General features: G+C 64.8%; 24 protein-coding genes. 9 read left to right on the top strand and 15 right to left on the bottom strand.

From position 1 onward, the window contains the following. The first annotated feature begins 170 nt into the window (after positions 1 to 170). Complete coding sequence (locus JJB99_RS12625; RefSeq protein WP_200499057.1) at positions 171 to 1,103, top strand: helix-turn-helix domain-containing protein; 933 nt, start codon at positions 171 to 173, stop codon at positions 1,101 to 1,103. Between the two features lie 18 nt (positions 1,104 to 1,121). Here JJB99_RS12625 and JJB99_RS12630 read toward each other — a convergent pair whose 3' ends face one another. The 6 genes from JJB99_RS12630 to JJB99_RS12655 form a co-directional block, all read right to left on the bottom strand. Continuing rightward, entirely contained in the window at positions 1,122 to 2,354 is a 1,233-nt protein-coding gene (locus tag JJB99_RS12630; RefSeq protein ID WP_200499058.1) for a Zn-dependent hydrolase, read from the bottom strand. Then, positions 2,347 to 3,132: an ABC transporter ATP-binding protein gene (locus JJB99_RS12635; protein ID WP_200499059.1), complete on the bottom strand. Its 786-nt coding sequence runs from the start codon at positions 3,130 to 3,132 to the stop codon at positions 2,347 to 2,349. Before JJB99_RS12635 ends, JJB99_RS12630 begins: the two co-directional genes overlap by 8 nt. Beyond that, positions 3,129 to 3,902, bottom strand: a complete 774-nt coding sequence (locus JJB99_RS12640) for an ABC transporter permease (protein ID WP_200499060.1) — start codon at positions 3,900 to 3,902, stop codon at positions 3,129 to 3,131. Before JJB99_RS12640 ends, JJB99_RS12635 begins: the two co-directional genes overlap by 4 nt. A 70-nt stretch (positions 3,903 to 3,972) precedes the next feature. After that, a complete protein-coding gene (locus JJB99_RS12645; protein WP_200499061.1) occupies positions 3,973 to 4,917 on the bottom strand; it encodes an ABC transporter substrate-binding protein in 945 nt (314 codons plus the stop codon). 105 nt (positions 4,918 to 5,022) lie between these two features. After that, positions 5,023 to 5,751: a histidine utilization repressor gene (gene hutC, locus JJB99_RS12650; RefSeq protein ID WP_200499062.1), complete on the bottom strand. Its 729-nt coding sequence runs from the start codon at positions 5,749 to 5,751 to the stop codon at positions 5,023 to 5,025. Next, positions 5,748 to 7,106, bottom strand: a complete 1,359-nt coding sequence (locus JJB99_RS12655) for a formimidoylglutamate deiminase (RefSeq protein ID WP_200499063.1) — start codon at positions 7,104 to 7,106, stop codon at positions 5,748 to 5,750. The genes hutC and JJB99_RS12655 overlap by 4 nt, the downstream gene beginning before the upstream one ends. Before the next feature lie 82 nt (positions 7,107 to 7,188). Here JJB99_RS12655 and hutI point away from each other — a divergent pair, with 82 nt between their 5' ends. From hutI to hutU, 3 genes are read left to right on the top strand one after another with little or no spacing between them, the layout of a single operon-like run. Continuing rightward, positions 7,189 to 8,403, top strand: coding sequence for an imidazolonepropionase (gene hutI, locus JJB99_RS12660; protein ID WP_200499064.1), 1,215 nt, complete (start codon positions 7,189 to 7,191; stop codon positions 8,401 to 8,403). Continuing rightward, positions 8,400 to 9,959 (top strand): histidine ammonia-lyase, encoded by a 1,560-nt coding sequence (hutH, locus tag JJB99_RS12665; RefSeq protein WP_200499065.1) that lies wholly within the window; start codon positions 8,400 to 8,402, stop codon positions 9,957 to 9,959. The genes hutI and hutH overlap by 4 nt, the downstream gene beginning before the upstream one ends. A gap of 13 nt (positions 9,960 to 9,972) precedes the next feature. Further along, the gene (gene hutU, locus JJB99_RS12670; protein ID WP_200499066.1) at positions 9,973 to 11,637 is read left to right on the top strand and encodes a urocanate hydratase; all 1,665 of its coding nucleotides are present in this window, start codon (positions 9,973 to 9,975) and stop codon (positions 11,635 to 11,637) included. Positions 11,638 to 11,774: 137 nt separating this feature from the next. On the opposite strand, the gene JJB99_RS12675 is transcribed toward hutU, so the two are convergent. Both JJB99_RS12675 and JJB99_RS12680 read right to left on the bottom strand, forming a co-directional pair. After that, a complete protein-coding gene (locus JJB99_RS12675) occupies positions 11,775 to 12,797 on the bottom strand; it encodes a hypothetical protein (RefSeq protein ID WP_246775227.1) in 1,023 nt (340 codons plus the stop codon). Between the two features lie 271 nt (positions 12,798 to 13,068). Continuing rightward, positions 13,069 to 13,341, bottom strand: a complete 273-nt coding sequence (locus JJB99_RS12680; RefSeq protein WP_200499067.1) for a hypothetical protein — start codon at positions 13,339 to 13,341, stop codon at positions 13,069 to 13,071. A gap of 169 nt (positions 13,342 to 13,510) precedes the next feature. On the opposite strand from JJB99_RS12680, the gene JJB99_RS12685 reads away from it, so the two are divergent. Further along, complete coding sequence (locus tag JJB99_RS12685) at positions 13,511 to 14,320, top strand: extracellular solute-binding protein (protein WP_200499068.1); 810 nt, start codon at positions 13,511 to 13,513, stop codon at positions 14,318 to 14,320. Here the strand turns inward: JJB99_RS12685 and JJB99_RS12690 are convergent. After that, positions 14,294 to 14,992, bottom strand: coding sequence for an ABC transporter permease (locus JJB99_RS12690; RefSeq protein ID WP_200499069.1), 699 nt, complete (start codon positions 14,990 to 14,992; stop codon positions 14,294 to 14,296). The two genes, JJB99_RS12685 and JJB99_RS12690, sit on opposite strands and share 27 nt — an antisense overlap. 249 nt (positions 14,993 to 15,241) lie before the next feature. Between JJB99_RS12690 and JJB99_RS12695 the strand changes: the two genes are divergently transcribed. The 4 genes from JJB99_RS12695 to JJB99_RS12710 all read left to right on the top strand — a co-directional run bounded on the left by JJB99_RS12695 (position 15,242) and on the right by JJB99_RS12710 (position 19,465). Next, positions 15,242 to 16,093, top strand: a complete 852-nt coding sequence (locus tag JJB99_RS12695) for a 3-hydroxybutyryl-CoA dehydrogenase (RefSeq protein WP_200499070.1) — start codon at positions 15,242 to 15,244, stop codon at positions 16,091 to 16,093. Positions 16,094 to 16,229: 136 nt separating this feature from the next. Further along, on the top strand, positions 16,230 to 16,694 hold the full coding sequence (locus JJB99_RS12700) for a group III truncated hemoglobin (RefSeq protein WP_200499071.1): 465 nt from the start codon (positions 16,230 to 16,232) through the stop codon (positions 16,692 to 16,694). 246 nt (positions 16,695 to 16,940) lie between these two features. Next, positions 16,941 to 17,594 (top strand): ubiquinol-cytochrome c reductase iron-sulfur subunit, encoded by a 654-nt coding sequence (locus JJB99_RS12705; RefSeq protein ID WP_200499072.1) that lies wholly within the window; start codon positions 16,941 to 16,943, stop codon positions 17,592 to 17,594. Positions 17,595 to 17,725: 131 nt separating this feature from the next. Continuing rightward, a complete protein-coding gene (locus tag JJB99_RS12710; RefSeq protein WP_200499073.1) occupies positions 17,726 to 19,465 on the top strand; it encodes a methanol/ethanol family PQQ-dependent dehydrogenase in 1,740 nt (579 codons plus the stop codon). An 84-nt stretch (positions 19,466 to 19,549) separates the two neighbouring features. On the opposite strand, the gene JJB99_RS12715 is transcribed toward JJB99_RS12710, so the two are convergent. The 6 genes from JJB99_RS12715 to JJB99_RS12740 form a co-directional block, all read right to left on the bottom strand. Beyond that, positions 19,550 to 19,810, bottom strand: a complete 261-nt coding sequence (locus tag JJB99_RS12715; protein WP_200499074.1) for a hypothetical protein — start codon at positions 19,808 to 19,810, stop codon at positions 19,550 to 19,552. Positions 19,811 to 19,867: 57 nt separating this feature from the next. Next, positions 19,868 to 22,180, bottom strand: coding sequence for a xanthine dehydrogenase family protein molybdopterin-binding subunit (locus tag JJB99_RS12720; RefSeq protein WP_200499075.1), 2,313 nt, complete (start codon positions 22,178 to 22,180; stop codon positions 19,868 to 19,870). A gap of 1 nt (position 22,181) precedes the next feature. Beyond that, on the bottom strand, positions 22,182 to 22,634 hold the full coding sequence (locus tag JJB99_RS12725; protein WP_200499076.1) for a (2Fe-2S)-binding protein: 453 nt from the start codon (positions 22,632 to 22,634) through the stop codon (positions 22,182 to 22,184). 656 nt (positions 22,635 to 23,290) lie between these two features. Beyond that, the gene (gfa, locus tag JJB99_RS12730; RefSeq protein WP_200499077.1) at positions 23,291 to 23,854 is read right to left on the bottom strand and encodes an S-(hydroxymethyl)glutathione synthase; all 564 of its coding nucleotides are present in this window, start codon (positions 23,852 to 23,854) and stop codon (positions 23,291 to 23,293) included. A gap of 33 nt (positions 23,855 to 23,887) precedes the next feature. After that, a complete protein-coding gene (locus tag JJB99_RS12735; RefSeq protein ID WP_200499078.1) occupies positions 23,888 to 24,997 on the bottom strand; it encodes an S-(hydroxymethyl)glutathione dehydrogenase/class III alcohol dehydrogenase in 1,110 nt (369 codons plus the stop codon). Between the two features lie 63 nt (positions 24,998 to 25,060). Next, positions 25,061 to 25,549, bottom strand: coding sequence for a c-type cytochrome, methanol metabolism-related (locus JJB99_RS12740; protein ID WP_200500139.1), 489 nt, complete (start codon positions 25,547 to 25,549; stop codon positions 25,061 to 25,063). Positions 25,550 to 25,631 lie beyond the last annotated feature (82 nt).

Raw genomic sequence — 25,631 nt, forward strand, 5'->3', positions numbered from 1 at the left:
CAGCGACGCAGCCACGTGACGTTGCAGCACTCGTTGTGCGTTTGTGAAAAATCCGTGATCAGCCTCGCGTGCGCGTGTGTGGACAGCCATTGCCGGATGCCCGATAACACGCGCTGCAGATTGCAGGACACTGTGGCTTGCATTCGGGCTTCCACAGAAGGATTACCGCGATGACACAGCCAGGCGCCTACGGCCGGAGGCTCGGGCAGTTCCTGCGCCTGAAGGATGCGCCGCCCGCGCTGGTCACGCGCTCGCTGCGCAGCGCCGAACTCGCGGTCACCGAAACCCGCAATGACCGCCCGGTGCCGGGCCTGTCCGGTTCGCTGACCGCCGAAGACGCCTTTCTCGTCAGCCTGAAGCTTCACGATTACCCGGACTGCGAGCTCTGGGAGCGCGGCAAATGCATCATGAAGGCGGATGTCCGCGCCGGCACGACCTATCTCTACGACCTCAAGCGCGATCCGCGCTATGTGATCGACAAGCCGTTCCACTCGCTGTTCTTCTATATTCCACGCTCGGCACTCGACGGCATCGCCGAACAGTTGAATGCACCGCGGATCGACGAGCTCGACTGCCGGATCGGCGTTGGCCATGACGACGAAATCATTCGCCACATCGGCGCGTCGCTGCAGGAAGGCTTGCGCAGGCCGGACGAGGCCAATCAGCTCTTCGTCGACCACATGATGCTCGGGCTCACCGCCCATGTCGCCCGGATCTATGGCGGGCTTCAGCGCATATCCGCGCCCGCGCGCGGCGGTCTCGCACGATGGCAGGCGAAGCAAGCCTGCGAGAGGCTGGAGTCGGATCTCGGCGGCAAACTCTCGTTGCAGAAGATCGCCGCTGAGCTCGAACTCTCGGTCAGCCATTTCTCGCGGGCGTTTCGAATCTCAGTCGGCCTGCCGCCGCACCAATGGCTGCTGCATCAGCGCGTCAAGACCGCCAAGCAGTTGATGAGCGTTCGCGACCTGCCGCTGTCGGAGATCGCGATCGCGGCCGGCTTTGCCAACCAGAGCCACTTCACGCGCGTGTTTTCCTCGATCGTCGGCGTCAGCCCGGCCATGTGGCGCCGCGAGGCGCTTGGCGTCACGGGCGGCGAGGGGTGAACGGGGGCGAGGCCGGCCTCAGCCACCCAGGATCCGTCGGCAGGCGTCGACGAAAACCTCTGCGCCAGTGACGATATCGGCGTCCGCGGTATTCTCGCTCCAATGATGGCTGATGCCGCCGATCGACGGCACGAACAGCATGCCCGCCGGCATGACGGTTGCTAGCATCTGCGCATCGTGGCCGGCGCCGCTCGGCATGCGGATGGAGCGTCCGCCGGCAAAGGCCTTGCTCGCGGCCTCGATCGCGTCCTGAATGCCCGCATTCATTATGGCGGGCGCACCGGTGCGGATTTTCTCCACGGCGACGGTGCAAGGGCCTTTCGCGTTGAATTCGTCGGCCATGGTCCGCAGCAGATCCTCGAGGCGCGCAATCACGGCAGGGTTGTCGTCGCGAATCTGGAACAACATCTCGGCACCGCCGGGAATGATGCTCGGCGCACCGGGATCGAGCGTGATGCGGCCGGTGGTCCAGACCGTGCGCGGCCCGCAGGCGGCCGGGAAACGCTGGTCGATCGCCACGCAGAATTTGGCCAGCGCAAGCCCGGCGTCCTTCCGCACGGCCATGCGGGTGGTGCCGGCGTGGTTCTGCTCGCCGGCGAAATTGATGCGGTACTGCCAGATGCCGACGATGGAGGTCACGACGCCGATCGCCAGCCTGCCGCTTTCGAGCGTGTCGCCCTGCTCGATATGCGCCTCGAGATAGCCGACGTGCCGTCCCTGCTCGACAGCGACGCGCGCCCGCCCGGCAAGTCCCATATCGGCGAGGGCATCGCGCAAGGGGCGGCCGCTGGTGCGGTCGCGCGCGGCGTCGATCTCGGCCTCGGTCACCTGTCCGACAAAGGAGCGCGAACCGAGAAAGCTGCCAAAATGCCCTTCCTCGTCACACCAGGCGGCGACTTCGACGGCGCCGTTCACGGAGCGATCTGCATTGAGGACCCGCGCCGCTTCGAGCGCATAGACGACGCCGAGCGGGCCGTCGAGCCAGCCGGCATAGTTCTGGCTCTCCAGATGCGATCCGGCCAGCAGCTTCGGCCCTGGCTTCGCGCTGGTGCCGAAGACATTGCCGATGCCGTCAATCGTCCCCGCGAGGCCGGCCTCAGGCAGTTTCTGCACCAGCCAGTCCAACGAAAGCTTGTGCGGCTCGGAGAAGGTCGGCTTGTGCACGCCGGTCTTGTAGGCGCCGATGGCGCGGAGCGCATTGAGGTCGGCGACAACGCGCTGGCCATCGGCGCGCGGGCTTGTGTCAGGCATGTTCGGCCACCTTCAACGCCTCGGTACGGATCTCCTCGACCAGCCTTTCCTTCAGCTGGACGAATTCCGGCGTGGTCTTGATCCTGTAGGAGCGCGGATGCGGCAGGGCCACCTTGATCTCGGCCTTGACGCGGCCGGGACGCGCGCTCATGACGATGACGCGGCTGCCGAGGAAGATCGCCTCCTCGATATCGTGGGTCACGAACAGAACGGTCTTCTGGTCGCGCTCCCAGATCCCGAGCAGCATCTCCTGCATCAGCGCGCGGGTCTGGTTGTCCAGCGCGCCGAACGGTTCGTCGAGCAAAAGAATCTTCGGGTCGTTGGCGAGCGCGCGCGCAATCGCCGTGCGCTGCTGCATGCCGCCCGAGAGCTGTTTCGGCCAGTGGTTCTCGAAGCCGGTGAGGCCGACCTGGCGGATGAAGGCGTCCGCGATCTTGTGGCGCTCGGTCTCGGATGCGCCGCGCTCGCGCAGGCCGAAGGCGATGTTCTCGCGCACGGTCAGCCATGGAAACAGCGTGTAGGATTGGAACACCATGCCGCGGTCCGCGCCGGGACCGGTCACCTCGCGCCCATCGAGCGTGACGCGCCCGCTGGTTGGGCGATCGAGTCCGGCGACGATGCGCAGCAGCGTGGACTTGCCGCAGCCGGAGGGGCCGAGGATGGTGACGAAGTCGTTATTGCCGATGACGAGATCGGTCGGCTCCAGCGCCCGCGTCGGTGCATTGCCGTGGCGTGCGGGAAAAGTTCGCGAGACCTGCTCGATCTTCAGCGTGGTCATGCGAGCCTCCACGGAAACAGCCAGGCGTTGAACGCCTTGAACATGAAGTCCGAGAGGAGGCCGATCAGCCCGATCACGATGATGCCGAAGATGATCTGGCCGGTGTTGAGCAGTGCCTGGCTGTCGGTGATCATATGGCCGATGCCCGAGGACGAGCCGATCAACTCGGCGACGATGACGTAGGTCCAGGCCCAGCCCAGCACCAGCCGCAGGATTTCCGCGATCTCCGGCGCGGAGGAGGGCAGCAGCACGCGGCGGATGATGCCGCGGTCGCTGGCCCCGAGCGTATAGGCGGCCTCGACCAGATCGCGCCGTGTGGCGCCGACGGTGACGGCAACCATCAGGATGACCTGGAAGACCGAGCCGATGAAGATCACCAGCAACTTTTGCAGCTCACCAATGCCGGCCCACAGGATCAACAGCGGAATGAAGGCGGAGGCAGGCAGATAGCGCGCAAAGGACACGAACGGTTCGAGGAAGGCCTCGACCGGCTTGTAGGCGCCCATCAGTACGCCGAGCGGCACCGCGATGACAGCGGCGAGCGCAAAGCCGCCGACGACGCGCCAGATCGTCATGCCGATATCGTAGACGAACCCCTGCTTGGCCAGGAGATCATAACCCTCCTGCACCATGGTCAGCGGATTGGCGAGAAACGTCTTCGACACATGGCCGCCGAGCGTTGCCCAGGACCAGAGAGCAACGAAGAGCACGAAGAACGCAAGGCCGTACGCCACGCGCTGCTTCGATGTCACGGGATCCAGGGGACGCATCGACGATCAATCCGGGCGGTGAACAGAACTGCCGGCCCTGCTGAGACGGGGCCGGCCGCTCCTGAGGAATTTACTTGATGTAACTGGCGTCGAAGAGGTCCTCGATCTTCGGCGTGGCCTTGATGATGCCGATCTCGAGCAGGAGGTCGGCGGCCTCCTTGTTGAAGGTCAGGAAATCGCCTGCGAAGAATTTCTGGTTCGCGGCCTTGTCCTGCCAGCGCAGATATTTTGCCGAGTTGCCGAACTGCTCGCCGCTCTGTTTCACGTCGGCGCCCATGATCTCGTAGGCCTTGGCCTGGTCCTTGGCGATCATGTCGAGCGACTCGAAATAGCTGTCGGCGAGCGCCTTGGCGGCCTTCGGATTCTCGGCGAGGAATTTTGGCGTACAGCCGAAGGTGTCCATCACCATCGGGTAGTCGAGCGTGGTCGCGATGATCTTGCCCTTGTCGGGCGCGGCGCGAACCGTCGAGAGATAAGGCTCGTAGGTCATCGCGGCATCGTTCTGGCCGGAGACGAAGGCCTGCGCGGCCGCGGCCGGCTCGAGGTTGACAACGGTGACGTCCTTCACCGACAGCCCGTTCTTCTTGAGCATCCAGGCCAGCGCGAAATAGGGCGAGGTCCCGGGCGCGGACGCCGCGACGGTCTTGCCCTTCAGCTCCTTGATCGACGTCACGTCGTTGCGCACGGCCATGCCGTCGGCGCCATAGCTCTTGTCGAGCTGGAAGATCTGCTTGGTCGCAACGCCGTTGGCGTTCCAGGAAATCCAGGTCTCGACCGTCGTCGCGGCGCACTGCACATCGCCGGAGGCGATCGCGAGATGACGATCCTTCTGCGGGATCTTCTTGATGGTGACGTCGAGCCCGTTCTTCTTGAAGATGCCGGCCTCCTTCGCCAGCGTCAGCGGCGCGAAGCCGGTCCATCCGGAGATGCCGATTCCGACCTTGACGTCGTCGGCGAGCACGGGAGTGGTGGCCGCAAGCGCAATGATTGTCGCAAAAATCGTCGAACTACGCATGATTGTCGTCCTCTTGCCCAGATGGATTGACGTCCTGTTGAACTCTGTCGGCCCTGATGGACCGTTTGCCCGACGCGTTGCACGATCTGTGCCGACATCGTTCCCTCAGCCTCCCTTGAATCGGGCGACAAGGCGGTGAGAGTTACCGGGATAGAGCAGGCGCACCGCGGTGATCGTGCGCGCGCTGCGCCAAGTATAGCGGTCGATCACGAGACAGGGTGCGCCGATGGCGATATCGAGCGCTTCCGCCGTGCGATCATCCGCAATGATGGCGCTGATCGTATGCTCGGCTTCTGTCCATGGGACATGATGAAGCAGCCATGAGCCGGGCGGCTCACGGGAGAAATCCGCGGTCGCCGCATCCGGCACGGAGGCAAGATCGATCAGCCGGTCTTCGACGGCAAAGGGAACATTGTCGGCGCTGTGGCGGCAGGTGATCGCGACGACCTTGCCGGCTTTCTTCACGCCAAGACGCTCGCGGTCGGCAACGGTCGCGGCACGCAGCTTGCGGCCGGTCAGCTCATAGCCATACGTGCGCCCGAGCGCGGTGATCTCGGCACGGATGTCGGCGATCTTGAGCACCGCCGACTGATGCTGCGGCCGGCACACGAAGGATCCGGCGCGACGCCGGCGCTCGATCAGATCGGCTTGCGCGAGCTCTGACAGCGCCTTGTTCACCGTCATGCGCGAACAGCCGTAGCGTGCGACCAGTTCGTGCTCGAACGGAATGCGATGCCCGGGCGGCCATTCGCCGGTCAGGATGCGCTTTTCGATGTCGGCGCGGATGCGCTTGTAGAGCGTCGGCTGGTCGGCCGCATCGGTGGCAAGGCTCATGCGACGAGCCTCCGCACCGCCGCGTTGAAGCGTTCGCGTGCGGCCTGGCGCAGTCGGTGCCGTCCGCCCTCGACGAGCTTATGGCCGCCGGCCCAGACGCAATCGATCGCGCCGCCGCCGGCCGCAAAGATCCAGCCATCTATGGCCGCATCACCCGGACGTCCCGCCAGCGATGGATGCGCCGCATCGAGCGTGACGATGTCGGCGCGCGCGCCCGGTACAAGGCCGACCGTTGCCTGCGCCATCGCTTGCGCGCCGCCTGCGAGCGCATGATCGAACAGCGTGCGTCCCGTCGAGCGGCCTGCGCTACCGGAGAGGACGTTGCGCTCGCGATGCTTCAGGCGCTGGCCGTATTCGAGCTGGCGCAATTCGTCGGCGACGCCGACCAGCACGTTGGAATCGGTGCCCACACCGAACGCGCCGCCGGCGGCGAGAAACTCGCGCGCCGGAAAAATGCCGTCGCCGAGGCTTGCCTCGGTGATGGGGCAGAGACCCGCCACCGCCCCCGTCTTCGCGAATGCGGCGACTTCCGGATCCGTCATGTGGGTCGTGTGAATGAGGCACCAGCGCTGATCGAGGGGCGCGTGATCCAGCAGCCATTGCACCGGACGCCGTCCCGACCAGGCCAGGCAATCCTCGACCTCCTTGACCTGCTCGGCGGCATGGATGTGCACCGGTCCGCCGCCCGCGAGCGGAATGATCGCCGCGAGCTCGTCCGGCGCAACCGCGCGCAGACTGTGCGGGGCGATCCCGATATTGGCGCCCGGCAGGTTTGCGGTCGCCTTGCGCGATGCGCTCATCAGCGCGTCGAACTGATCGACCGTGCAGATGAAGCGGCGCTGGCCCTCGTGCGGCGCTGCGCCGCCGAAGGAGCCATGCGCATAAAAACTCGGCAGCAGAGTCAGTGCAATGCCCGAGGCTTCGGCAGCCTGCGCAATTCGCTCGGCCATCTCGCCGATATCGGCATATTGCGAGCCGTCGCGATCGTGGTGGAGATAATGGAATTCGCCGACGCGGGTAAAACCCTGCTCCAGCATCTCGACATAAAGCAGCGTCGCGACGGCGGTCACGTCATCTGGAGTCATCGCCAGCGCGAAACGATACATCGTCTCGCGCCAGGTCCAGAACGTGTCGGTGCTGTCGCCGCGCAGCTCCGCAAGTCCCGCCATGCCGCGCTGGAAGGCATGGCTATGCAGGCTCGCAAGTCCCGGCAGCGCGATGGCGTGGCGCTCGTCGCCGGCGGCCGGTGCCACGCCCGGCGTCACTGCCGCGATCGCGCCGGCGGTGATGACCACCTGCACGTCATTGGCCCAGCCCGAGGGCAGGAGCGCGGAGGCGAAATGCAGTCGGGACATGATGACACGCCGGCTGGACAGAACCACCTTACGATTATATGTCTAGACATATAAGTCAAGCATCCCACGAAGGGACCGTCGCATGGCACAGCGCTTCGATCGGATCTGGCATAACGCCCGGCTCGCCACGATGCGGGCGGACCGTCCCGATCTCGGCGAGGTCGAGCGCGGCGTGATCGCCGCGCGCGGCGGCCGTATCGTCTATACCGGCCCGCAAGCGGACTTTCCGGTGGATGCGGACGCCATCGAGCGGATTGATTGCGAGGAGCGCTGGATCACCCCGGGCCTCGTTGATTGCCACACCCATCTCGTCTATGGCGGTAACCGCGCGCACGAGTTCGAAATGCGCCTGAAAGGCGCAAGCTACGAGGAGATCGCGCGTGCCGGCGGCGGCATCGTCTCGACCGTGGCCGCGACGCGCAAGGCGAGTGAGGCCGAGCTGGTCGCAAGCGCATTGCCGCGGCTCGATGCGCTGATCGGCGAAGGTGCCACTACGGTCGAGATCAAGTCTGGCTACGGTCTCGACATCGAGACCGAGATGCGGCAGCTCTCGGCCGCGCGCAGTCTTGGCCGTCAGCGGAAGGTCGCGATCCGTACCTCGTTCCTCGGCGCGCATGCGCTGCCGGTGGAAGCCGATGGCGACAAGGATCGCTACATCGATCTCGTGTGCAGGCAGATGCTGCCCGCCATCGCGAAGGCCGGCCTTGCCGATGCCGTGGATGCCTTCATGGAAAGCATCGCGTTCTCGGCCGAGCAGACCGCACGGGTGTTCGAGACTGCGAAGGAGCTTGGCCTGCCGGTCAAGCTCCATGCCGACCAGCTCTCGAATCTCGGTGGTGCTGCGCTCGCCGCAAAATTCTCCGCGCTGTCGGCCGATCATCTCGAGCATACCGATGAAGCCGGTGCCGCCGCGATGGCGAAGGCCGGAACGGTGGCGGTGCTATTGCCCGGCGCCTTCTACTTCATCCGGGAGACGCAGAAGCCGCCGGTCGAGGCGTTCCGCAAGCTTGGCGTTGCCATGGCGCTCGCGACCGACTGCAATCCCGGCAGCTCGCCGCTGACCTCGCTCCTGCTTGCGATGAACATGGGCGCGACGCTGTTCCGGATGACGGTCGCCGAATGCCTGGCCGGTATTACGCGCGAAGGCGCCCGCGCGCTCGGCGTGCTCCATGAGACCGGCACGCTGGAAACCGGCAAATGGTGCGACCTCGCGATCTGGGACATCGAGCGTCCCGCCGAACTGGTCTACCGCATCGGCTTCAATCCACTGCATCGCCGGGTGTGGAGGGGACAATGACGGAGCAGGGCGCAGCGATCGTCGTCAAGCCGGGCACGGTCGGCTTCGACGATCTCGCGCGCGTGCTCGCGGGCGCTGATGTCGTGCTTGACCCGTCGTTCTGGCCACGCGTGGAGGCTGCAGCGGAGATCGTTGCGAAGGCCGCGCACGCTGATGTCCCCGTCTATGGGATCAACACCGGCTTCGGGAAGCTGGCGTCAAAGCGCATTCCGGCCGACCAGACCGCGCTGCTCCAGCGCAACCTCATCGTCTCGCATTGCTGTGGCGTCGGTCCAGCAACACCGGAGCCAATCGTCCGCCTGATGATGGCGCTGAAGATCGTTTCGCTCGGGCGTGGCGCCTCGGGCGTGCGCCGCGAGGTGATCGAGCAATTGCAGGCCATGCTGGCACGCGGCGTCTATCCGCTGGTGCCGCAGCAGGGCTCAGTCGGCGCTTCCGGCGATCTCGCGCCGCTCGCGCATATGACGGCGGTGATGATCGGCGAAGGGCAGGCGATCGTTGGGGGGACAATCGTTCCCGGCGGCGAGGCGCTCGCCGCCGCCGGCCTTGCGGCGCTGACGCTCGGCCCCAAGGAGGGGCTCGCGCTGATCAACGGTACGCAGTTCTCCACTGCCTACGCCATCGCCGGCGTGCTGCGCGCATTCCGTCTGGCGCGTGCCGCGCTCGTCACCGGCGCGCTGTCGGTCGATGCGGCGATGGCCTCTACGGCGCCGTTCCGCCCCGAGATCCAGGCGCTGCGCGGCCATGCCGGGCAGACCGCAGCAGCCGCAACGCTGGCTGCGCTGCTCGACGGCAGCGATATCCGCCTGTCGCATCTCGAAGGCGACGAGCGCGTGCAGGATCCCTATTGCCTGCGGTGTCAACCTCAGGTGGCGGGCGCCGCGCTCGACCTGATCACGCAGGCCGCGCGCACCTTGATCGTCGAGGCTAACGCTGTCACAGACAATCCGCTGGTCCTGGTCGAGACCGGTGAGATCGTCTCCGGTGGCAATTTCCACGCCGAGCCGGTGGCCTTTGCTGCCGATGCGATCGCGCTGGCGCTGTCGGAGATCGGCGCGATCAGCGAGCGGCGGATCGCGACGCTGGTCGATCCCGCGCTCAATTTCGGCCTGCCGCCGTTCCTCACCCCCGACCCCGGCATCAATTCCGGCTTCATGATCGCCGAGGTGACGGCGGCCGCGCTCTATGCCGAGAACAAGCAGCGCGCTTCTGCCTGCTCGATCGACTCGACGCCGACCAGCGCCAACCAGGAAGATCACGTTTCGATGGCCGCGCATGCCGCGCGGCGCCTGTCCGACATGGCCGACAATCTCGCCGCCATTCTGGGCATCGAGCTGCTGGTCGCCGCCCAAGGCATCACGCTGCGCGCGCCGCATGCAACCAGCGCGCCGCTCGTTGCTGTTATCGCCAAGCTTCGCGATCAAGTGCCCGCGCTCGGGGCCGATCGCTACATGGCTGGCGATCTCGCCAAGGCTGCGGCGTTGATCGAAGCCGATGCGTTGCCGGCCGCGGCACTCGCCAAGCTTGCATCTGATCCGTTTCCGAGACTGAGCTGAAGAGGTCCTTCGCATGAACCGCCGACTGGACAACGACCGCACCATCCGCGCGCCCCGCGGCAGCGACATCAGCGCCAAGAGCTGGCTCACGGAAGCTCCCTTGCGCATGCTCATGAATAATCTCGATCCTGACGTCGCGGAACGACCGAGCGAGCTCGTCGTCTATGGCGGCATCGGCCGCGCTGCGCGCGACTGGGAGAGCTTCGACCGGATCATTGCGGCCTTGCGCAAGCTGGAAGCCGACCAGACGCTGCTGGTTCAGTCCGGCAAGCCGGTCGGCGTCTTCCGCACTCATACCGACGCGCCGCGCGTGCTGATCGCGAATTCCAACATCGTGCCGCACTGGGCGACGCTCGATCATTTCAACGAGCTCGATCGCAAGGGCCTGATGATGTACGGCCAGATGACGGCGGGCTCCTGGATCTATATCGGCAGCCAGGGCATCGTGCAGGGCACCTACGAGACCTTTGTCGAGGTCGGCCGGCGCCATTATGGCGGCAGCCTCGCTGGAAAATGGATTCTCACTGCCGGTCTCGGCGGCATGGGCGGCGCGCAGCCGCTGGCCGCGACCATGGCCGGTGCTTCGATGCTCGCGGTCGAATGCCAGCCGAGCCGCATCGAGATGCGGCTGCGCACCGGCTATCTCGATCGTCGGGCCGCAACACTCGACGAGGCGCTCGCAATCATGGCGGAGGCCGCGAAGACGAAGAAGGCGGTCTCAGTCGGCCTGCTCGGCAATGCCGCGGAGATTTTCCCGGAGCTGGTGCGCCGCGGCGCCAAGCCCGACATCGTCACCGACCAGACCAGCGCGCACGATCCGATCAACGGCTATTTGCCGAAGGGCTGGTCCCTCGCCGATTGGGAAGCCAAGCGCGCCGCCGATCCCAAGACGGTCGAGCGTGCGTCGAAGATCTCGATGGTCGAGCATGTCCAGGCCATGCTGGATTTCCACGCACAGGGCATCCCGACACTCGACTACGGCAACAACATCCGCCAGATGGCGCAGGACATGGGCCTGAAGAACGCCTTCGATTTCCCCGGTTTCGTGCCCGCCTATATCCGACCCCTGTTCTGTCGCGGCGTTGGGCCGTTCCGCTGGGCCGCGCTGTCAGGCGATCCCGAGGATATCTTCAAGACCGATGCCAAGGTCAAGGAGTTGATGCCCAATGATAAGCATCTGCATAACTGGCTCGATATGGCCAAGGAGCGCATCAAGTTCCAGGGGCTGCCGGCGCGAATCTGCTGGGTTGGCCTCGGCGATCGCGATCGCCTCGGCCTTGCCTTCAACGAGATGGTGGCGCGTGGCGAATTGAAAGCGCCGATCGTGATTGGCCGCGATCATCTCGACAGCGGCTCGGTGGCAAGCCCCAATCGCGAGACCGAAGCGATGAAGGACGGCTCGGACGCGGTGTCCGACTGGCCGCTGCTCAACGCGCTGCTCAATTGCGCCAGCGGCGCGACCTGGGTCTCACTGCATCATGGCGGCGGCGTCGGCATCGGCTATTCCCAGCACGCCGGCATGGTGATCGTTGCCGACGGCACGCCGGAAGCGGCGAAGCGGATCGAGCGCGTGCTGTGGAACGATCCCGCCAGCGGCGTCATGCGCCATGCTGACGCGGGCTATGAGAGCGCGATCGACTGCGCGCGCGCCAATGGGCTCAACCTGCCGAGCCTGTAGTCGATTTGCTAGGCAAGTCAAGCTTTCTCAACCGGGCGAGAGAGCGGCGCAGCGCCCGATCGTCGCCCCGGCGCTCGAGCGCATGGCGTCGCGGAAGCTGGTCGCTTTCATGTCGTCGAGAACCTGGCACGTCAGCATCAGGCGAGAGCAGCCTGGCGTTCCCGGATCGGCTCGCGGACCCGCTCGGGTTTTCCGGGGGCGGCGAGGTGAGTGAAGCTGCGCTTGTCCGCCTGGACGGGTGCCTCGACGATGACGCCTTCGCAGACGATCTGCCCGCCCAGCATCCCGAATTCCAGCTTGTCGTAGCGCGGCATCGTCTCGCCGGGCGCGGGCGGCAGCAGCCCGACGCGCCCCTGGATGTTCAGCGTGGCATCGCCGGTGCCGTGCAGCCGCGGATTCCACATCCTGATCCCAGTCTCCGCCCAGCGCTGCCGGATCAGCGCGGCGCGGTCGGCGGGCTCGGTGACCTTTGAGCGCACTTTTGGCGCACGGGGAACGACTGGAGCAGGAGACTCAAGGACCGGCTCGATCTCCAGCACGACGCTGGGAGAGAGATCGCGGTCGATGCTGCTTTCGGAGACGTCCGAGACCTTGTCATCGGCGCACTCTTCACAAGATGCGTCGGTAGCGCTGACGACGGCTTCGGGAGCATCAGCCGGCTCGCTCGCAACCTCGAAAGAGACCGGTGCCTCTTCCACGATGGCGGCCTCAACGCTCGTCAGCAGTTCCACCGGAGGATCGTTGCTGACAACTTCAGGAGCGCTGACCTGCTCGCTTGCGACGTCGACCGGCAAGGCCTGCTCGAGGACGACAGGCTGGGCGACAACCGGCTCGATCTCCACGGGTGTCGCCCGGGATGGTCCGTCGCCGATGCTGATGTCAGTTGGCGCTGCTGACGGGCTCTCTACGATCACAGCGATCGCAGGCTCGTCCCTAGCGATTGGAGGCGTGACCGTGATGTCGGACTGACGCGGTTCGGCGCTGATGCTCGAATCGAGCGCCGGAGCGGCCTCCGCCACGCCGGCAAGGATGGCGGGCAGGTCAGTTGCCGTGCTTGGCGAGACGTCGATGCTGCCGCTGCGCGACGAGGGCCGAAGCCGGGTGAACGCCCATTTCACCGCAGGAATCCGGTGCAGCAACGATATCAGTCTCGAAAGCACTGGGAGTTGTCCAAGGGTACTCGGCGTGAGGCCATCGCTGATTCGTCAGCAATATGAAAAACTGCCTCGCCTGTCACACGTGTGTCAATGTAGGTGGGACCAATTGCAGAACATCCACGCGTGCAGCGCGCGTGGAGATTACATCCTGCAACTGCAGCGACTTTTCGTCTTAGATGTTCTCGTGCGTCGTGGCGCGAGAAGATGTTTCCTGGATCGCCGATTGGTGCTCGGAAAGGCACAGCTGCCCCTTCCCGGCATCTCGATCTTGCGGCTATTTCCCGGAGCCGGCGCCGCCGCCGGCTTGGCTGCCCATGTTGTTGGTGTTGGTGCCGCCCGCGCTCGGGGACTGCGTGCCCTTGCTGCTGCTGGCCTCGTTCTGCATGTTCGACGACTTGCCCGTCGTCATGCCCTTGGTGGCGGGACCTCGCGAGGACTGACCGACGCCGCCCTGACCGGATGCGTCCGGCGCGGGCTGTGTCTGCGCAAAGGCGCCACCGGTGGCCAGCGCCATGATGCAGGCGGATGCGAGGATGATTTTCGTCATCACGGTCTCCCTGGATTCATGTTCAGACAACCAGGAGGCGGGAGCGACGTTCCTCAGCGGCCGCCGGATGGCGCAGGGAGCGACTGCGCCAAGCCGATCGTCGGGGTTCCCTGGGCAGTCCGCCTGACGTAGTTTGGAGCACTCGATATCCAGGTGTGGGGACGACGCAATGAGAAAGTTTGCCGCAATCGCAGCGGTTTTGTTCTGGTCGACATGCTCATTCGCGCAGGATCGCAGCATCACCGTGGCCTCGACGACGTCCACGGAGCAATCGGGCCTGTTCGGCTACTTGCTGCCGCTGTTCTCGAAGGCCGAAGGCATCGAGGTGAAGGTCGTTGCCGTCGGCACTGGCCAGGCGCTCGACATCGGACGGCGCGGCGATGCCGATGTGGTGTTCGTCCATGACAGGCCGGCCGAAGACAAGTTCATGTCCGAAGGCCACGGCGTGAAGCGCTTCGACGTCATGTACAATGACTTCGTCATCGTTGGCCCGAAGTCTGATCCCGCGCATATCGGCGGCGGCAAGGACGTCGCTGATGCCTTGCGCAAGATCGCGGCGGCGAAGGCGCCGTTCATCTCGCGCGGCGACAAGTCCGGCACGCATGCGGCGGAGCTGCGATTGTGGAAGGCGGCGGGCATCGACGTCGCTGCCGGCAAGGACAGCTGGTATCGCGAAATCGGGCAGGGCATGGGCCCGGCACTGAACATGGCCTCGTCGTCGAATGCCTATCTGCTGTCGGATCGCGGCACCTGGCTGTCGTTCAAGAATCGCGGCGAGCTCACCATCCTGACCGAGGGCGACAAGCGGCTGTTCAACCAGTATGGCGTCATGCTGGTGAATCCGGAAAAGCATCCGAACGTGAAGGCGAAGGACGGGCAGGCTTTCATCGACTGGCTGGTCTCGCCGAAGGGGCAGGATGCGATCGCCGGCTACAAGGTCGGCGGCGAGCAGCTATTTTTCCCCAACGCGTCCCACTAGCAGGAAGGCGACGGTCGACACCGCAACGCTGAGGGCGAGCAGGATCAGGCCGAGCCCGAGCGCCAGCGGTAGGTCGCCCTTGCTGGTCTCCAGCGCGATCGCGGTCGTCATCGTGCGCGTAAAACCGCGGATGTTGCCGCCGACGATGAGGATGGCGCCGACCTCGGCGATGGCGCGCCCGAACGCTGCGAGAAAAGCCGTCAGCAGCGAAGTCCGTCCCAGCGCGAACAGAAGCGCCATGCTGCGCAGGGCCGACAGTCCGTCGATCCGTGCCAGATCGCCATACTCCGCCCACAGCAGGCTCGCCGGCCGGTGCACCAGCGCGACCACGATCGGGGTCGCAAGCAGCGTCTGCGCGATCACCATGGCCGTTGGCGTGAACAGCAGGCCGGCTGTCCCGAGCGGGCCGGACCGCGACAGCAGCAGATAGAGCGCGAGCCCGACCACGACCGGTGGGAGGCCAAGCAGCGCGTTGATCAGCACGATGACGACCTGCCGCCCGGGGAAACGGGTGATCGCAAGCAGGGCCCCGAACGGTGCGCCGATCAGCAGCGCGACGATGCTGGCGGTCAGGCTGACACGGACCGACAATGCGACGATGCCGAGCAGCTCGGCATCGGCTTCGCCGATCAGCGCGAAGGCTGCGGCAATGGATCGCGCGAAATCGTTCATTCTGTCTGATATTTCAACGGTCATGGAAATACGAGCGGCTGTCAATCGGGATAGGGTCAGAACCGTCGGGGGGCCTAAGCGCCAAATCAGGCGCCTCGGCCTTGGAGGAGCGGCTTTATTCCTGCCTTGAATGCGTTAAGGAAGAGACAGGATCAGGTCGCACCCGCACGGTCGCGGTGCTAGACCCTGATGCAGGAACAATGGGCCGGGCCGGTAGCGGCGGGCCGCAAGGATGAAGGATGTGAGGCAATGATCCAGACCGTTGGCATCATCGGGGCAGGGACCATGGGGAACGGCATCGCGCAGGTCTGCGCCGCCGCCGGGCTTTCGGTCGTGATGGTCGACATTTCCGATGCGGCGGTGAACCGCGGGTTTTCGACCGTCGGCGGCAGCCTCGAGCGCCTGGTCAAGAAGGAGAAGATCTCGGCGGCCGATCGCGAAGCCACGCTCAAGCGCATCACCGGCACCACCGACCGCGCAAAACTCTCCGATTGCGACCTCGTGATCGAGGCAGCGACCGAGAACGAAGAGCTCAAGATCAAGATCCTGAAGGATCTCTGCGCCACCCTGTCGCCGCGCACGCTGGTGGCGACCAACACCTCGTCGATCTCGATCACCAAGCTCGCTGCCGCGACCGATCGTCCCGACCGCTTCATCGGCATGCATTTCTTCAACCCGGTTCCGGTGATGGCACTGCTGGAACTCATCCGCGGCCTGCAGACCTCCGACGACACCCATGCCAAGGCGCTCGATTTTGCCCAGCGCGTCGGCAAAGTGGCGATCACGGCCAAGAACAGCCCGGGCTTCGCGGTCAACCGCATCCTGTGCCCGATGATCAACGAGGCGATCTTCGCGCTTCAGGAAGGGATCGCGACGGCGGAAGAGATCGACGCCGGCATGAAGCTCGGCTGCAACCATCCGATCGGGCCGCTGGCGCTGGCCGATCTGGTCGGGCTCGACACCATGCTGTCGGTGATGGAGGTCTTTTATAAGGGCTTCAACGACCCTAAATACCGTCCGGCCCCCTTGCTCAAGGAAATGGTCGATGCCGGCCATCTCGGCCGCAAGACCGGGCAGGGTTTTTATACCTACGGCACCTGATCAAATAGCCAGCGGCGGGCAGTCGCGCCCGCCGCTGATCCCTGCAATTTGCGCTGCGACAAAGACGCCGTGCGCAATTCGCCCGAAATGTCGAACGGGCGACCTCGCGGGAACAACGAAAACGGAAACAAAGGACATGTCGGATCGACTGAAGACCGAGCGCGAAGCGGCGGCCGCGCGGCGGAACTTGCTAACTCAGGATGCGATCGAGCGCACCGGGATTACCGAGGAGATGATCGGAGAACTCGTCACCCGGTTCTACGGGCGCGTGCGCGAGGATGCGCTGCTCGGGCCGGTTTTCGCGGTCGTGCAGAATTGGGACGAGCATCTCGCCAAGCTCAAGGGCTTCTGGTCGTCGGTCGTGCTGATGAGCGGCCGCTATCATGGTTCGCCGATGCGGGCGCATGTGCCCCTCGGTTTGGTGGGCGATCATTTCGACCGCTGGCTCGATCTGTTCGAGCAGACCGCGCGGGAGGTCTGTCCGCCACCGGCGGCTGCGCTGTTCATCGACAAGGCACGGCGCATCGCCGACAGTTTTGAAATGGCCTCGGCCACTATCGCCGGCCGTATCGCTTCGCCGCGTCACGTGCTCAGGCAGTGAAATACAAAATGCCTGCCTGAGAAACGCGCAAGCTTGCGTCGCGCATGGCGCGTCGCACCAATACCAACATCATCGGTCTGATCTGCAAAATCATCATGCCATTCGCGTGGTGCGATGTAGAATTCGCGAAAACGCGCGCGAACGCGTTCATTCTCGTTCAATCAAAACGAGCAAAGCCATATTGATGCGCTGCGGCGCCAATTCTTCGCCTTGTTTTCGGCAGAGTTCCAGCGCCTGCTAGCAGGCATGGCACGCGCATTGTCCAACACCCATTGCTCATCCTCCGAGACGGTTGCGGAACCCGAAGCCGACGAGTCCACGGAGCAGACACGACGAGCGATCCTGCTCGGCGCGCTCGCCAGCACCGCGTGCCTGGGCTGTTCCACGCGCGCGCACGCGGCTGAGGATCCGCCCGGCTCAGACGAGCGCCCGCAGAGGGGCGACGTGCTCGTCTTCTCCGAGGGCGATCAGGAAGGCAAGCTCGTCACTGCGGCCGATCTGCCGGCGGGCGGGCCGCCGGTACATGCCTGGCCGAAGGATCCCAAGACGTCGGTGGTGCGCAGCGCCTCACGCCTCAACGAGATCCTGATCATCCGGCTCGATCCCGCCGAGCTCGACGAGCAAACCAAAGCACGTGCCGTCGACGGCATCCTCGCCTATTCGGCGATCTGCTCGCATGCCGGCTGTCCTGTCACCGCCTGGGTCAAGAGCGATGCCGGCGACAAGGAGGTGTTCAAGTGCATGTGCCACAATTCGGAATACGATCCGCGCGCGGGCGCGCAGGTCGTGTTCGGGCCGGCGCCGCGCCGGCTCGCCGCGCTGCCGCTGGCGCTTGCTGACGGCGCGCTCAGCGTTGCCGGCAATTTCATCGGAAAGGTAGGTGGCGCGCAGCCAGGATGATGGGCGGTGCGGGATATGCCCCGCGTCACGAGAGGCCGCATCCGCCGAGGGGCGGACGGCGGGACGAACGACAAGAATTCAGAACAAGAATTGAAAACAAGAATTCAAACGGATGAAAAAGGGGAACGTCCATGAAAACGTCGATCACCAAAAAGCAATGGTACCTGTCCGGCTTCGTCGCCTTCACCTGCCTCGTCTCGACCGCTGCAATTGCCGGCCCGATCGAGAACTATGCGCCAGTTACCCAGCAGCGCCTGGAGAATCCGGAGCCGGGCAACTGGATGCTCTATCGGCGCACCTATGACGGGCAGGGCTACAGCCCGCTCGACCAGATCAACACCTCGAACGTCAAGAACCTCACGCCGGTCTGGACCTTCGCCACCGGCGTCGTTGAAGGCCACGAGGCGCCGCCGATCGTCAATAATGGCGTGATGTTCGTGGCGACCCCGATGGGGCAGGTGATCGCGCTGAACGCGAAGACCGGCGACGAATATTGGCGATACAAGCGGCAGCTGCCCGACGATCTGTTCCAGCTGCATCCGACCAGCCGCGGCGTCGGCCTCTGGGAGGACAAGCTCTATCTCGCCACCACCGACGACCACGTCGTCGCGCTCGATGCCAAGACCGGCAAGGTGGTGTGGGACACCAAGGTGCAGGATTACAAGAAGGGTCAATACATGACCCTGATGCCGCTGATTGTCGACGGCAAGGTCATTGTCGGCGGCTCCGGCGGCGAGTTCGGCGTGCGCGGCTATGTCGCCGCTTTCGATGCCAAGGACGGCAAGGAGCTGTGGCGCACCTTCACCATTCCCGGCGAGGGCGAGCCCGGTCACGACACCTGGCAGGGCGACGACTGGAAGAACGGCGGCGGCTCGGCCTGGATGACAGGCAATTACGACAAGGACACCAAGACGATCTATTGGGGTGTCGGCAATGCCGCGCCGTGGCCCGGCGAGATGCATCCCGGCGACAATCTCTACACCTCGTCGGTGCTCGCGCTCGATCCCGGCACCGGCAAGATCAAGACCTACCACCAGTACCACCAGAACGATTCCTGGGATTGGGACGAGGTCGAGGCGCCGATGCTGATTGACCTGCAACGCGACGGCCGCAACATCAAGAGCCTGGTCCATCCCGGACGCGACGCGATCTTCTGGGTGCTCGAGCGCACGCCGACCAAGATCAACTATGTTGCCGGCTGGCCGTTCGTCGCCACCGACGTCTGGAAGGGCATCGACGCCGAGAGCGGCAAGCCGATCGTCGATCCCGATCACAAGCCGGTCGTCGGCAAGCGCGTCGAGTTCTGTCCGTCGCTGTGGGGCGGCAAGGACTGGCCGTCGGCGGCCTACAGCCAGAAGACCGGTCTCGTCTACGTGCCCGCCAACGAGAATTTCTGCGGCGGCTTCACCGGCGAGAAGATCGCGCTCAAGCCGGGCGAACTCTGGCTCGGCACCAAGCCGGAGGACATCGGCTTGAAGGCGAAGCCCGGCGCCGATCATTTCGGCGAGCTCCAGGCCTGGGACCCCGCCACCGGCAAGAAAGTGTGGCAGCACAACTTCCCGAAGTCGCAGCTGTTCGGCTCGGTGACGGCAACCGCAGGCGATCTCGTCTTCGCCGGCGGCACCAACGACCGCAACTTCCGCGCCTTCAACGCCAAGACCGGCGAGTTGCTATGGGAGCAGAAGACCAACTCCGGCATCATGGGCATGCCGGTGTCCTATGAGATCGACGGCACCCAATACGTCGCGGTCCAGTCGGGTTGGGGCGTGGACGCGCAGCGCATCCAGGATGCGCTCGCGACCAACAATATCGGCATCGAATCCAACGTGCCGCAAGGCGGCGTGATCTGGGTGTTCGCGCTGAAGAAGTAAGCTCCGAAGGCGGATCGAGAGAAGCGGAGCATGGGGGTGGCGAGAGCGGCGGACGGCAACGTCCGCCGCATCTTGCGTGTGCGCCTACTTCCCCTCGCGCTCGACCTTGTCCTTCTCCTTCTGGTTCATCTCCCGAACCTTTGGATCCGGATTGTGCTGCCCGGTGGTCTGCTTGGTCGAGGCGGGCGGGGCGGCGGCGTTGGGCAGCGAGTTCTGGTCCGGCGCGGTCGGACGCGTCGCTGTCGTGGGCGGCGTCGTGTTGTTCTGGGCGAACGCGCCCGCGGGGGTCAAAAGAAAGGCACCCGACAGCACCGAGACTGCGAGCGCCTTTGAGATGTTGGTCATCGATCTGCTCCTGTCAGATCGATGGAAACGGCGCGAGGCCGCCTCTGTTCCGTTCCCTCACGCCTCCAATTGCTTGCCGATCGGCAAGCTCCGGATGCGTTTTCCGGTCGCGGCGAAAATGGCGTTCATCAGCGCCGGCGCGAATGGCGGTACGCCAGGCTCGCCGACGCCGCTCGGCGGCGTGTCGGGTCCGGGCGGAACGATGTAGACGTTGGTGACGGCAGGAGATTCATCCATCCGGATGACCTGGAAGTCGTCAAAGTTCTTTTGCTCCACCTTGCCGTCCTTGAAGGTGATTTCGCCGTATTTGGCGAGGCTCAAGCCCATGATCGCCGCGCCCTCGATCTGCGAGGCGATGCGCTCGGGATTGACATAGGTGCCGCAATCGATCGCGGTGTCGACCCGCGGCACCGTCAGCTTGCCCTTGTCGTCGACGGCCACCTCGACGATGGTCGCGATGTAGCTGACGAAGCTGCGGTGCACGGCAATGCCGAGACCGTGGCCCTTGGGCACCTGACGGCCCCACTCGCCCTTCTCGGCGACCAGCTCGACCACCTTGCGCAGGCGCGCGGTGTCGATCGGATAGCTGTCGAAGGGCTCGCCGTAGTTCCACAGATCTTTCACCGCCGGCTTGACGATACGCGGGCTGCCGATCAGTGCGAGCAGCGTCTCCTTCTGGTCGCGGCCGGTCGCCGCTGCGATCTCGCCGACCATCGACTGCACCGCGAAGGCGCGCGGAATGTTCGAGACCGAGCGGAACCAGCCGATGCGGGTGTGCGCGGCCGCTTCCGGATTCTCGCAACTGATATTGGCGATCTCGAACGGCATGTCGACGAGGCCCATGCCGAGCTCGAAGGGTGCCTCATGCGTCGTGCCCGCAGCAAACGTCGAGGCGATGCTCGGCGCCACGCTGCGGTGGCGCCAGGCGATCACCTTGCCGCTCTTGTCGAGTCCCGCTTCGATACGCTCGACCGAGACGGTGTGCAGGAAGTCGTGGCGGACATCGTCCTCACGGGTCCACTGCACCTTCACGGGCGCGCCCAGCTCCTTCGACAGCAAAGCGGCTTCGAGCGCGAAGTCGCATTTCGACTTGCGGCCGAAACCGCCACCGAGCAGCGTCACGTTGACGGTGACATTGTCCTCGGGAATGCCGAGCGTCTTGGCGACGTCCTCGCGGGTGCCGCCGGGGCTTTGCACCGGCGCCCAGATCTCCGCCTTGTCGCCCTTGACATCGGCAACCGCCACCGGCGGCTCCATGCTGACATGGGCAAGGTGCGGCAGATAATATTCGCCGACGATGACCTTGTCGGCGCTCCTCAGCGCGGTGTCGGCGTCGCCCTCCTGGCGCACGACGAGCCCCGGCTTGCGGGCGGCGTCCTCGAGCTCCTTGCGATAGGCGACCGAGTCGTATTTGCCGTTGGGACCGTCGTCCCAGGTCAGCTTCAGCGCGTCGCGACCCTTGATCGCCGCGCCGGTGTTGCGCGCGATCACCGCGACGCCGCCGAGCGGCTGGAATTTCGACGGCCACGGCCAGCCCTGCACCTGCATCACTTTCTCGACGCCGGGAACCTTCAGCGCGTCGTCCGGCTCGAACTTGACCAGCTTGCCGCCGGTCACCGGCGGACGCGCGATCACGGCATATTTCATGCCGGGTAGCCGCACGTCGGCGCCATAGCGCGCCTTGCCGGTGGTGATGTCATGCAGATCGACGATACCGATCTGGCCCTTGCCGAGATAGCGAAAGTCCTTGGGATCCTTCAGCTTGAGGCCTTCGATGCTCGGCACCGATTCCTTGGCGGCATCCGCGGCCAGCTCGCCGAAGCCGAGCTTGCGGCCGCTGGCGCTGTGGACGACCTCGTGGTTGACGGCCTTGACCTCAGTCGCCGGCACGTTCCAGCGTTTCGCCGCAGCCTGCTCCAGCATGGTGCGGGCAGAGGCGCCGATCTGGCGCATCGGCATCAGGTAATGCCGCGTGCTGCGCGAACCGTCGGTGTCTTGGTTGCCGAACTTGACCTCGTCGCCGTGGGCCTGCTCGACCTTCACCCTGGACCAGTCGGCCTCCATCTCCTCGGCCACGATTAGCGGCAGGCTGGTGCGCACGCCGGTGCCCATTTCGGCGCGATGGGCGATGATGGTGACGGTGCCGTCGGAGGCGACCGCGACGAACACGCGCGGATCGACCACGACGCCATGCGGCATCTTGCCGGCGCCGGTCTCATAGGCGAAGGCCTGGCGCGACATCACGGGTGCGGCGAGCACGAAGCCGCCGGTGACGCCGAGTCCCTTCAGGATGCTGCGACGGGAGATCTTCTCGACCTTGATGTGCTTTTCGAAGCCACGGAGCTTGCCGGGATTGTCGATGAAATTCATGTCACACTCCCGTCGATGCGAGATGGACCGCGTTCTCGATGCGCTGGTAGCAGCCGCAGCGGCAGATGTTGCCGGCCATCGCCTCGCGGATCTGGTCGTGTGACGGCTTCGGGTTGTCCATCAGCAGCGCAGCCGCCTGCATGATCTGGCCGGCCTGGCAGAAGCCGCATTGGGGCACGTTGACCTGACGCCAGGCCTTCTGCACCGGGTGATCGCCATTCGGATGCAGCCCCTCGATCGTGGTGACCTCGCGCCCGGCGACGTCGTTGATCGACGTGATGCAGGAGCGCACCGCCTCCTTGTCGACGATAACAGTGCAGGCGCCGCACAGGGCCTGGCCACAGCCGAACTTGGTGCCGGTCAGCCCGGCCTCGTCGCGCAGGAACCAGAGCAGCGGGAGGTCCGGGTCGCCGTCCCAGCTCTGTTCCTGGCCGTTGATCTTCACCTTGATCATGATCGTCCCTCGCTCTTCATAAGCATGTCATAAGCATGTCGAATTCAAATTCGCCGATGTGGACCGCCGACGCGAGTCGGCGGTGGTTCATATGCGGTCTCGACGGATTCCTGCCATCATCCCCGCGCGGGCAAATCCCGGAGGGAGGCAGGAACGCCAATGGCGATGTCTGGATGTGCTCGATACCTCCCGTGTTGTTCTTGTTTGTTGAACTTCGCGCGGCATCGTGACGGCGCGACCGTAGCAGAGATCGCGCCGGCCCGGCGTTCACAGCCGAGTGTTCTCACCGGGAAAAGATTGCATCGATGGTTTGTCAAAAACGGGGCGCGACGTCACGCCCCGTGCCCAGCGGGACGCGCGCGCAAAAAAGGCTTCGTCCGCCAGGAGATCTGCGCGGACGAAGCAGGATGCCTCAGTCGAGGGAGGGAGAAACGCAAGAACCGCGGACTTCAAGCGGGAAGTGAGCGGCACTGCGCAGTCATTCAGAGACCAGGACTGAGGAGCTCATGATCTAGGGAGCTCTTGGCCCTCATACGCAGAGTGCAGCGGCGGCACCGCCGCGACAACACAACAACCCGTGCCCGTTCGGCTCGCTGGCGGTGGTCGGGACCAGCGAGCCGGGGCGTGGGGAACGTCGGTCTTGCCGGGTGGCCTTGTCAGGCCGCTTTGGCTTTCGCCACATGGGTCGCGATCGCGTCCATCAGCGCCGGCGACAGGCAGTCATAGGGCTCGAGCCCGATTTCCTTCAGCCGCGCGCGGATGGCTGGCATCTGCTCCGGCTTCACGCCCGATTCAATCACCGAGGAGACGAAGGCGGCGAATTGCGGCGCCTGCGAGCCCTGCTCCTGGAACAGCTCGGGATGGATGAAGTCGAGGCCGTAGAATGGATGGTTCTTGTTCTCGATGCGGCCGTACATGTGCGTGCCGCAGGCCTTGCAGGCGTGGCGCTGGATTACCGCCGACGGATCGACGATCTCGAGCTTGTCGCCGTTCTCGAGCACGGTGACGTTCTGGCGCGGTACGACGGCGACGACGGAGAACGTCGCACCCTGCGGCTTCCAGCACTTGGTACAGCCGCAGGCGTGGTTATGCGCCACGTCGCCCTTGATGCCGACCTTGACCGGATGGTCCTTGCATTTGCAGACCAGCGTGCCGCCGGCAAAGCTGCCGCTGCCCTGTTTGACGCCGTTGTCGATCGATGGGTGGAGTGCAACAGTCATGGGTCGATCCTCCTTGGGGGTGACGCTTTCGAGCTAGAACACGACGACGGAACGGATGGATTTGCCCTCGTGCATGAGGTCAAAACCCTTGTTGATCTCTTCGAGCTTGAGCACGTGGGTGATCATCGGATCGATCTGGATCTTTCCGTTCATGTACCAGTCGACGATCTTCGGCACGTCGGTGCGGCCGCGTGCGCCGCCGAAGGCGGTGCCGCGCCAGTTGCGGCCGGTGACGAGCTGGAACGGGCGGGTGGCGATCTCCTTGCCGGCCTCGGCGACCCCGATGATGATCGAGGTGCCCCAGCCGCGATGGCAGGCTTCCAGCGCCTGGCGCATCACGGTGGTGTTGCCGGTGCAGTCGAACGTGTAGTCGGCGCCGCCGTCGGTGAGGCCGACGAGGTGCTGGACGATGTCGCCGGTCACTTTCTTGGGGTTGACGAAATGCGTCATGCCGAACCGCTTGCCCCACTCCTCCTTGGAATCGTTGATGTCGACACCGATGATCTTGTCGGCGCCGGCCATCTTGGCGCCCTGGATCACGTTGAGGCCGATGCCGCCGAGGCCGAACACGACGACGTTGGCGCCGGGCTCGACCTTGGCGGTATTGACGACGGCGCCGACGCCGGTGGTGACGCCGCAGCCGATGTAGCAGCTCTTGTCGAACGGAGCGTCCTCGCGGATCTTGGCGACCGCGATCTCCGGCAGCACCGTGAAGTTCGAGAAGGTCGAGCAGCCCATATAGTGGTAGATCGGCTTTCCTTTGTAGGAGAAGCGGCTGGTGCCGTCGGGCATCACGCCCTTGCCCTGCGTCGCGCGGATCGCGGTGCAGAGATTGGTCTTCTGGCTGAGGCAGCTTTTGCACTGCCGGCATTCCGGCGTGTAGAGCGGAATGACGTGGTCGCCCGGCTTCACCGAGGTCACGCCGGGGCCGATCTCACGAATGATGCCGGCGCCCTCGTGGCCGAGGATCGAGGGGAAGATGCCCTCGCTGTCGAAGCCGTCGAGCGTGTAGGCGTCGGTATGGCAGATGCCCGTCGCCTTGATCTCGACCAGGACCTCGCCGGCCTTCGGTCCTTCCAGGTCGACTTCGACGATCTCGAGCGGCTTCTTGGCTTCGAAAGCGACGGCGGCACGTGTCTTCATCGGTAACTCCTCAAATTTCTCGAGAGGGCGCCAAGAACTGAGTCTCGGCCGGGCCCCAAACGTTCACTTCTTGCCCATGCACGAGTCTTCATTCTTGGTATAGGCGTCGTTCTTGTCCTCGTGCTTGCCGGGCCTGGCGCGGCCCCAGGCCTCGTTGGAGCGGGCGCGCAGATAGACGTAGAGATCGTCCATGTAGCAGGCGACGTTCGGATTATCGCCGAAGGCCGGCATCACGTTCTCTGACGCAGTCGAGATGTTCTTGCGGCCCGAGGCGACGACACCGAGAAAATCGGCATAGCTCATCGTCTTGAGCGAATCCTTCAGCGCCGGCGCATAGGTCGAGCCCATTCCGTCCGGGCCATGGCACACATGGCAGTCCGAGTGATAGCGGCGGTATCCGGAATAGGTGTACCAGTCCACCGATCCATCGTTGATCTTGTAGGTCGGGTTTCCTTCCTTATCGAGCCATTCGCCAGTTTCGTTCTGCTTGACGGCAGTCGGGTCGCCCGAGCCGTCCGCAACAGCAATTCCTCCGGACGCAACGAAGATCATCGCAGCCATGACAGAGCAGATTTTACGCAAGAGATTTTTCCTCGAAGGGGCCGGGGAGACGAGCCGGCGCGTGGAACAGGTC

Origin of the sequence: Bradyrhizobium diazoefficiens (assembly GCF_016616235.1) — a bacterium.
In the GTDB taxonomy this organism is placed as follows: Bacteria; Pseudomonadota; Alphaproteobacteria; order Rhizobiales; family Xanthobacteraceae; genus Bradyrhizobium; species Bradyrhizobium diazoefficiens_H.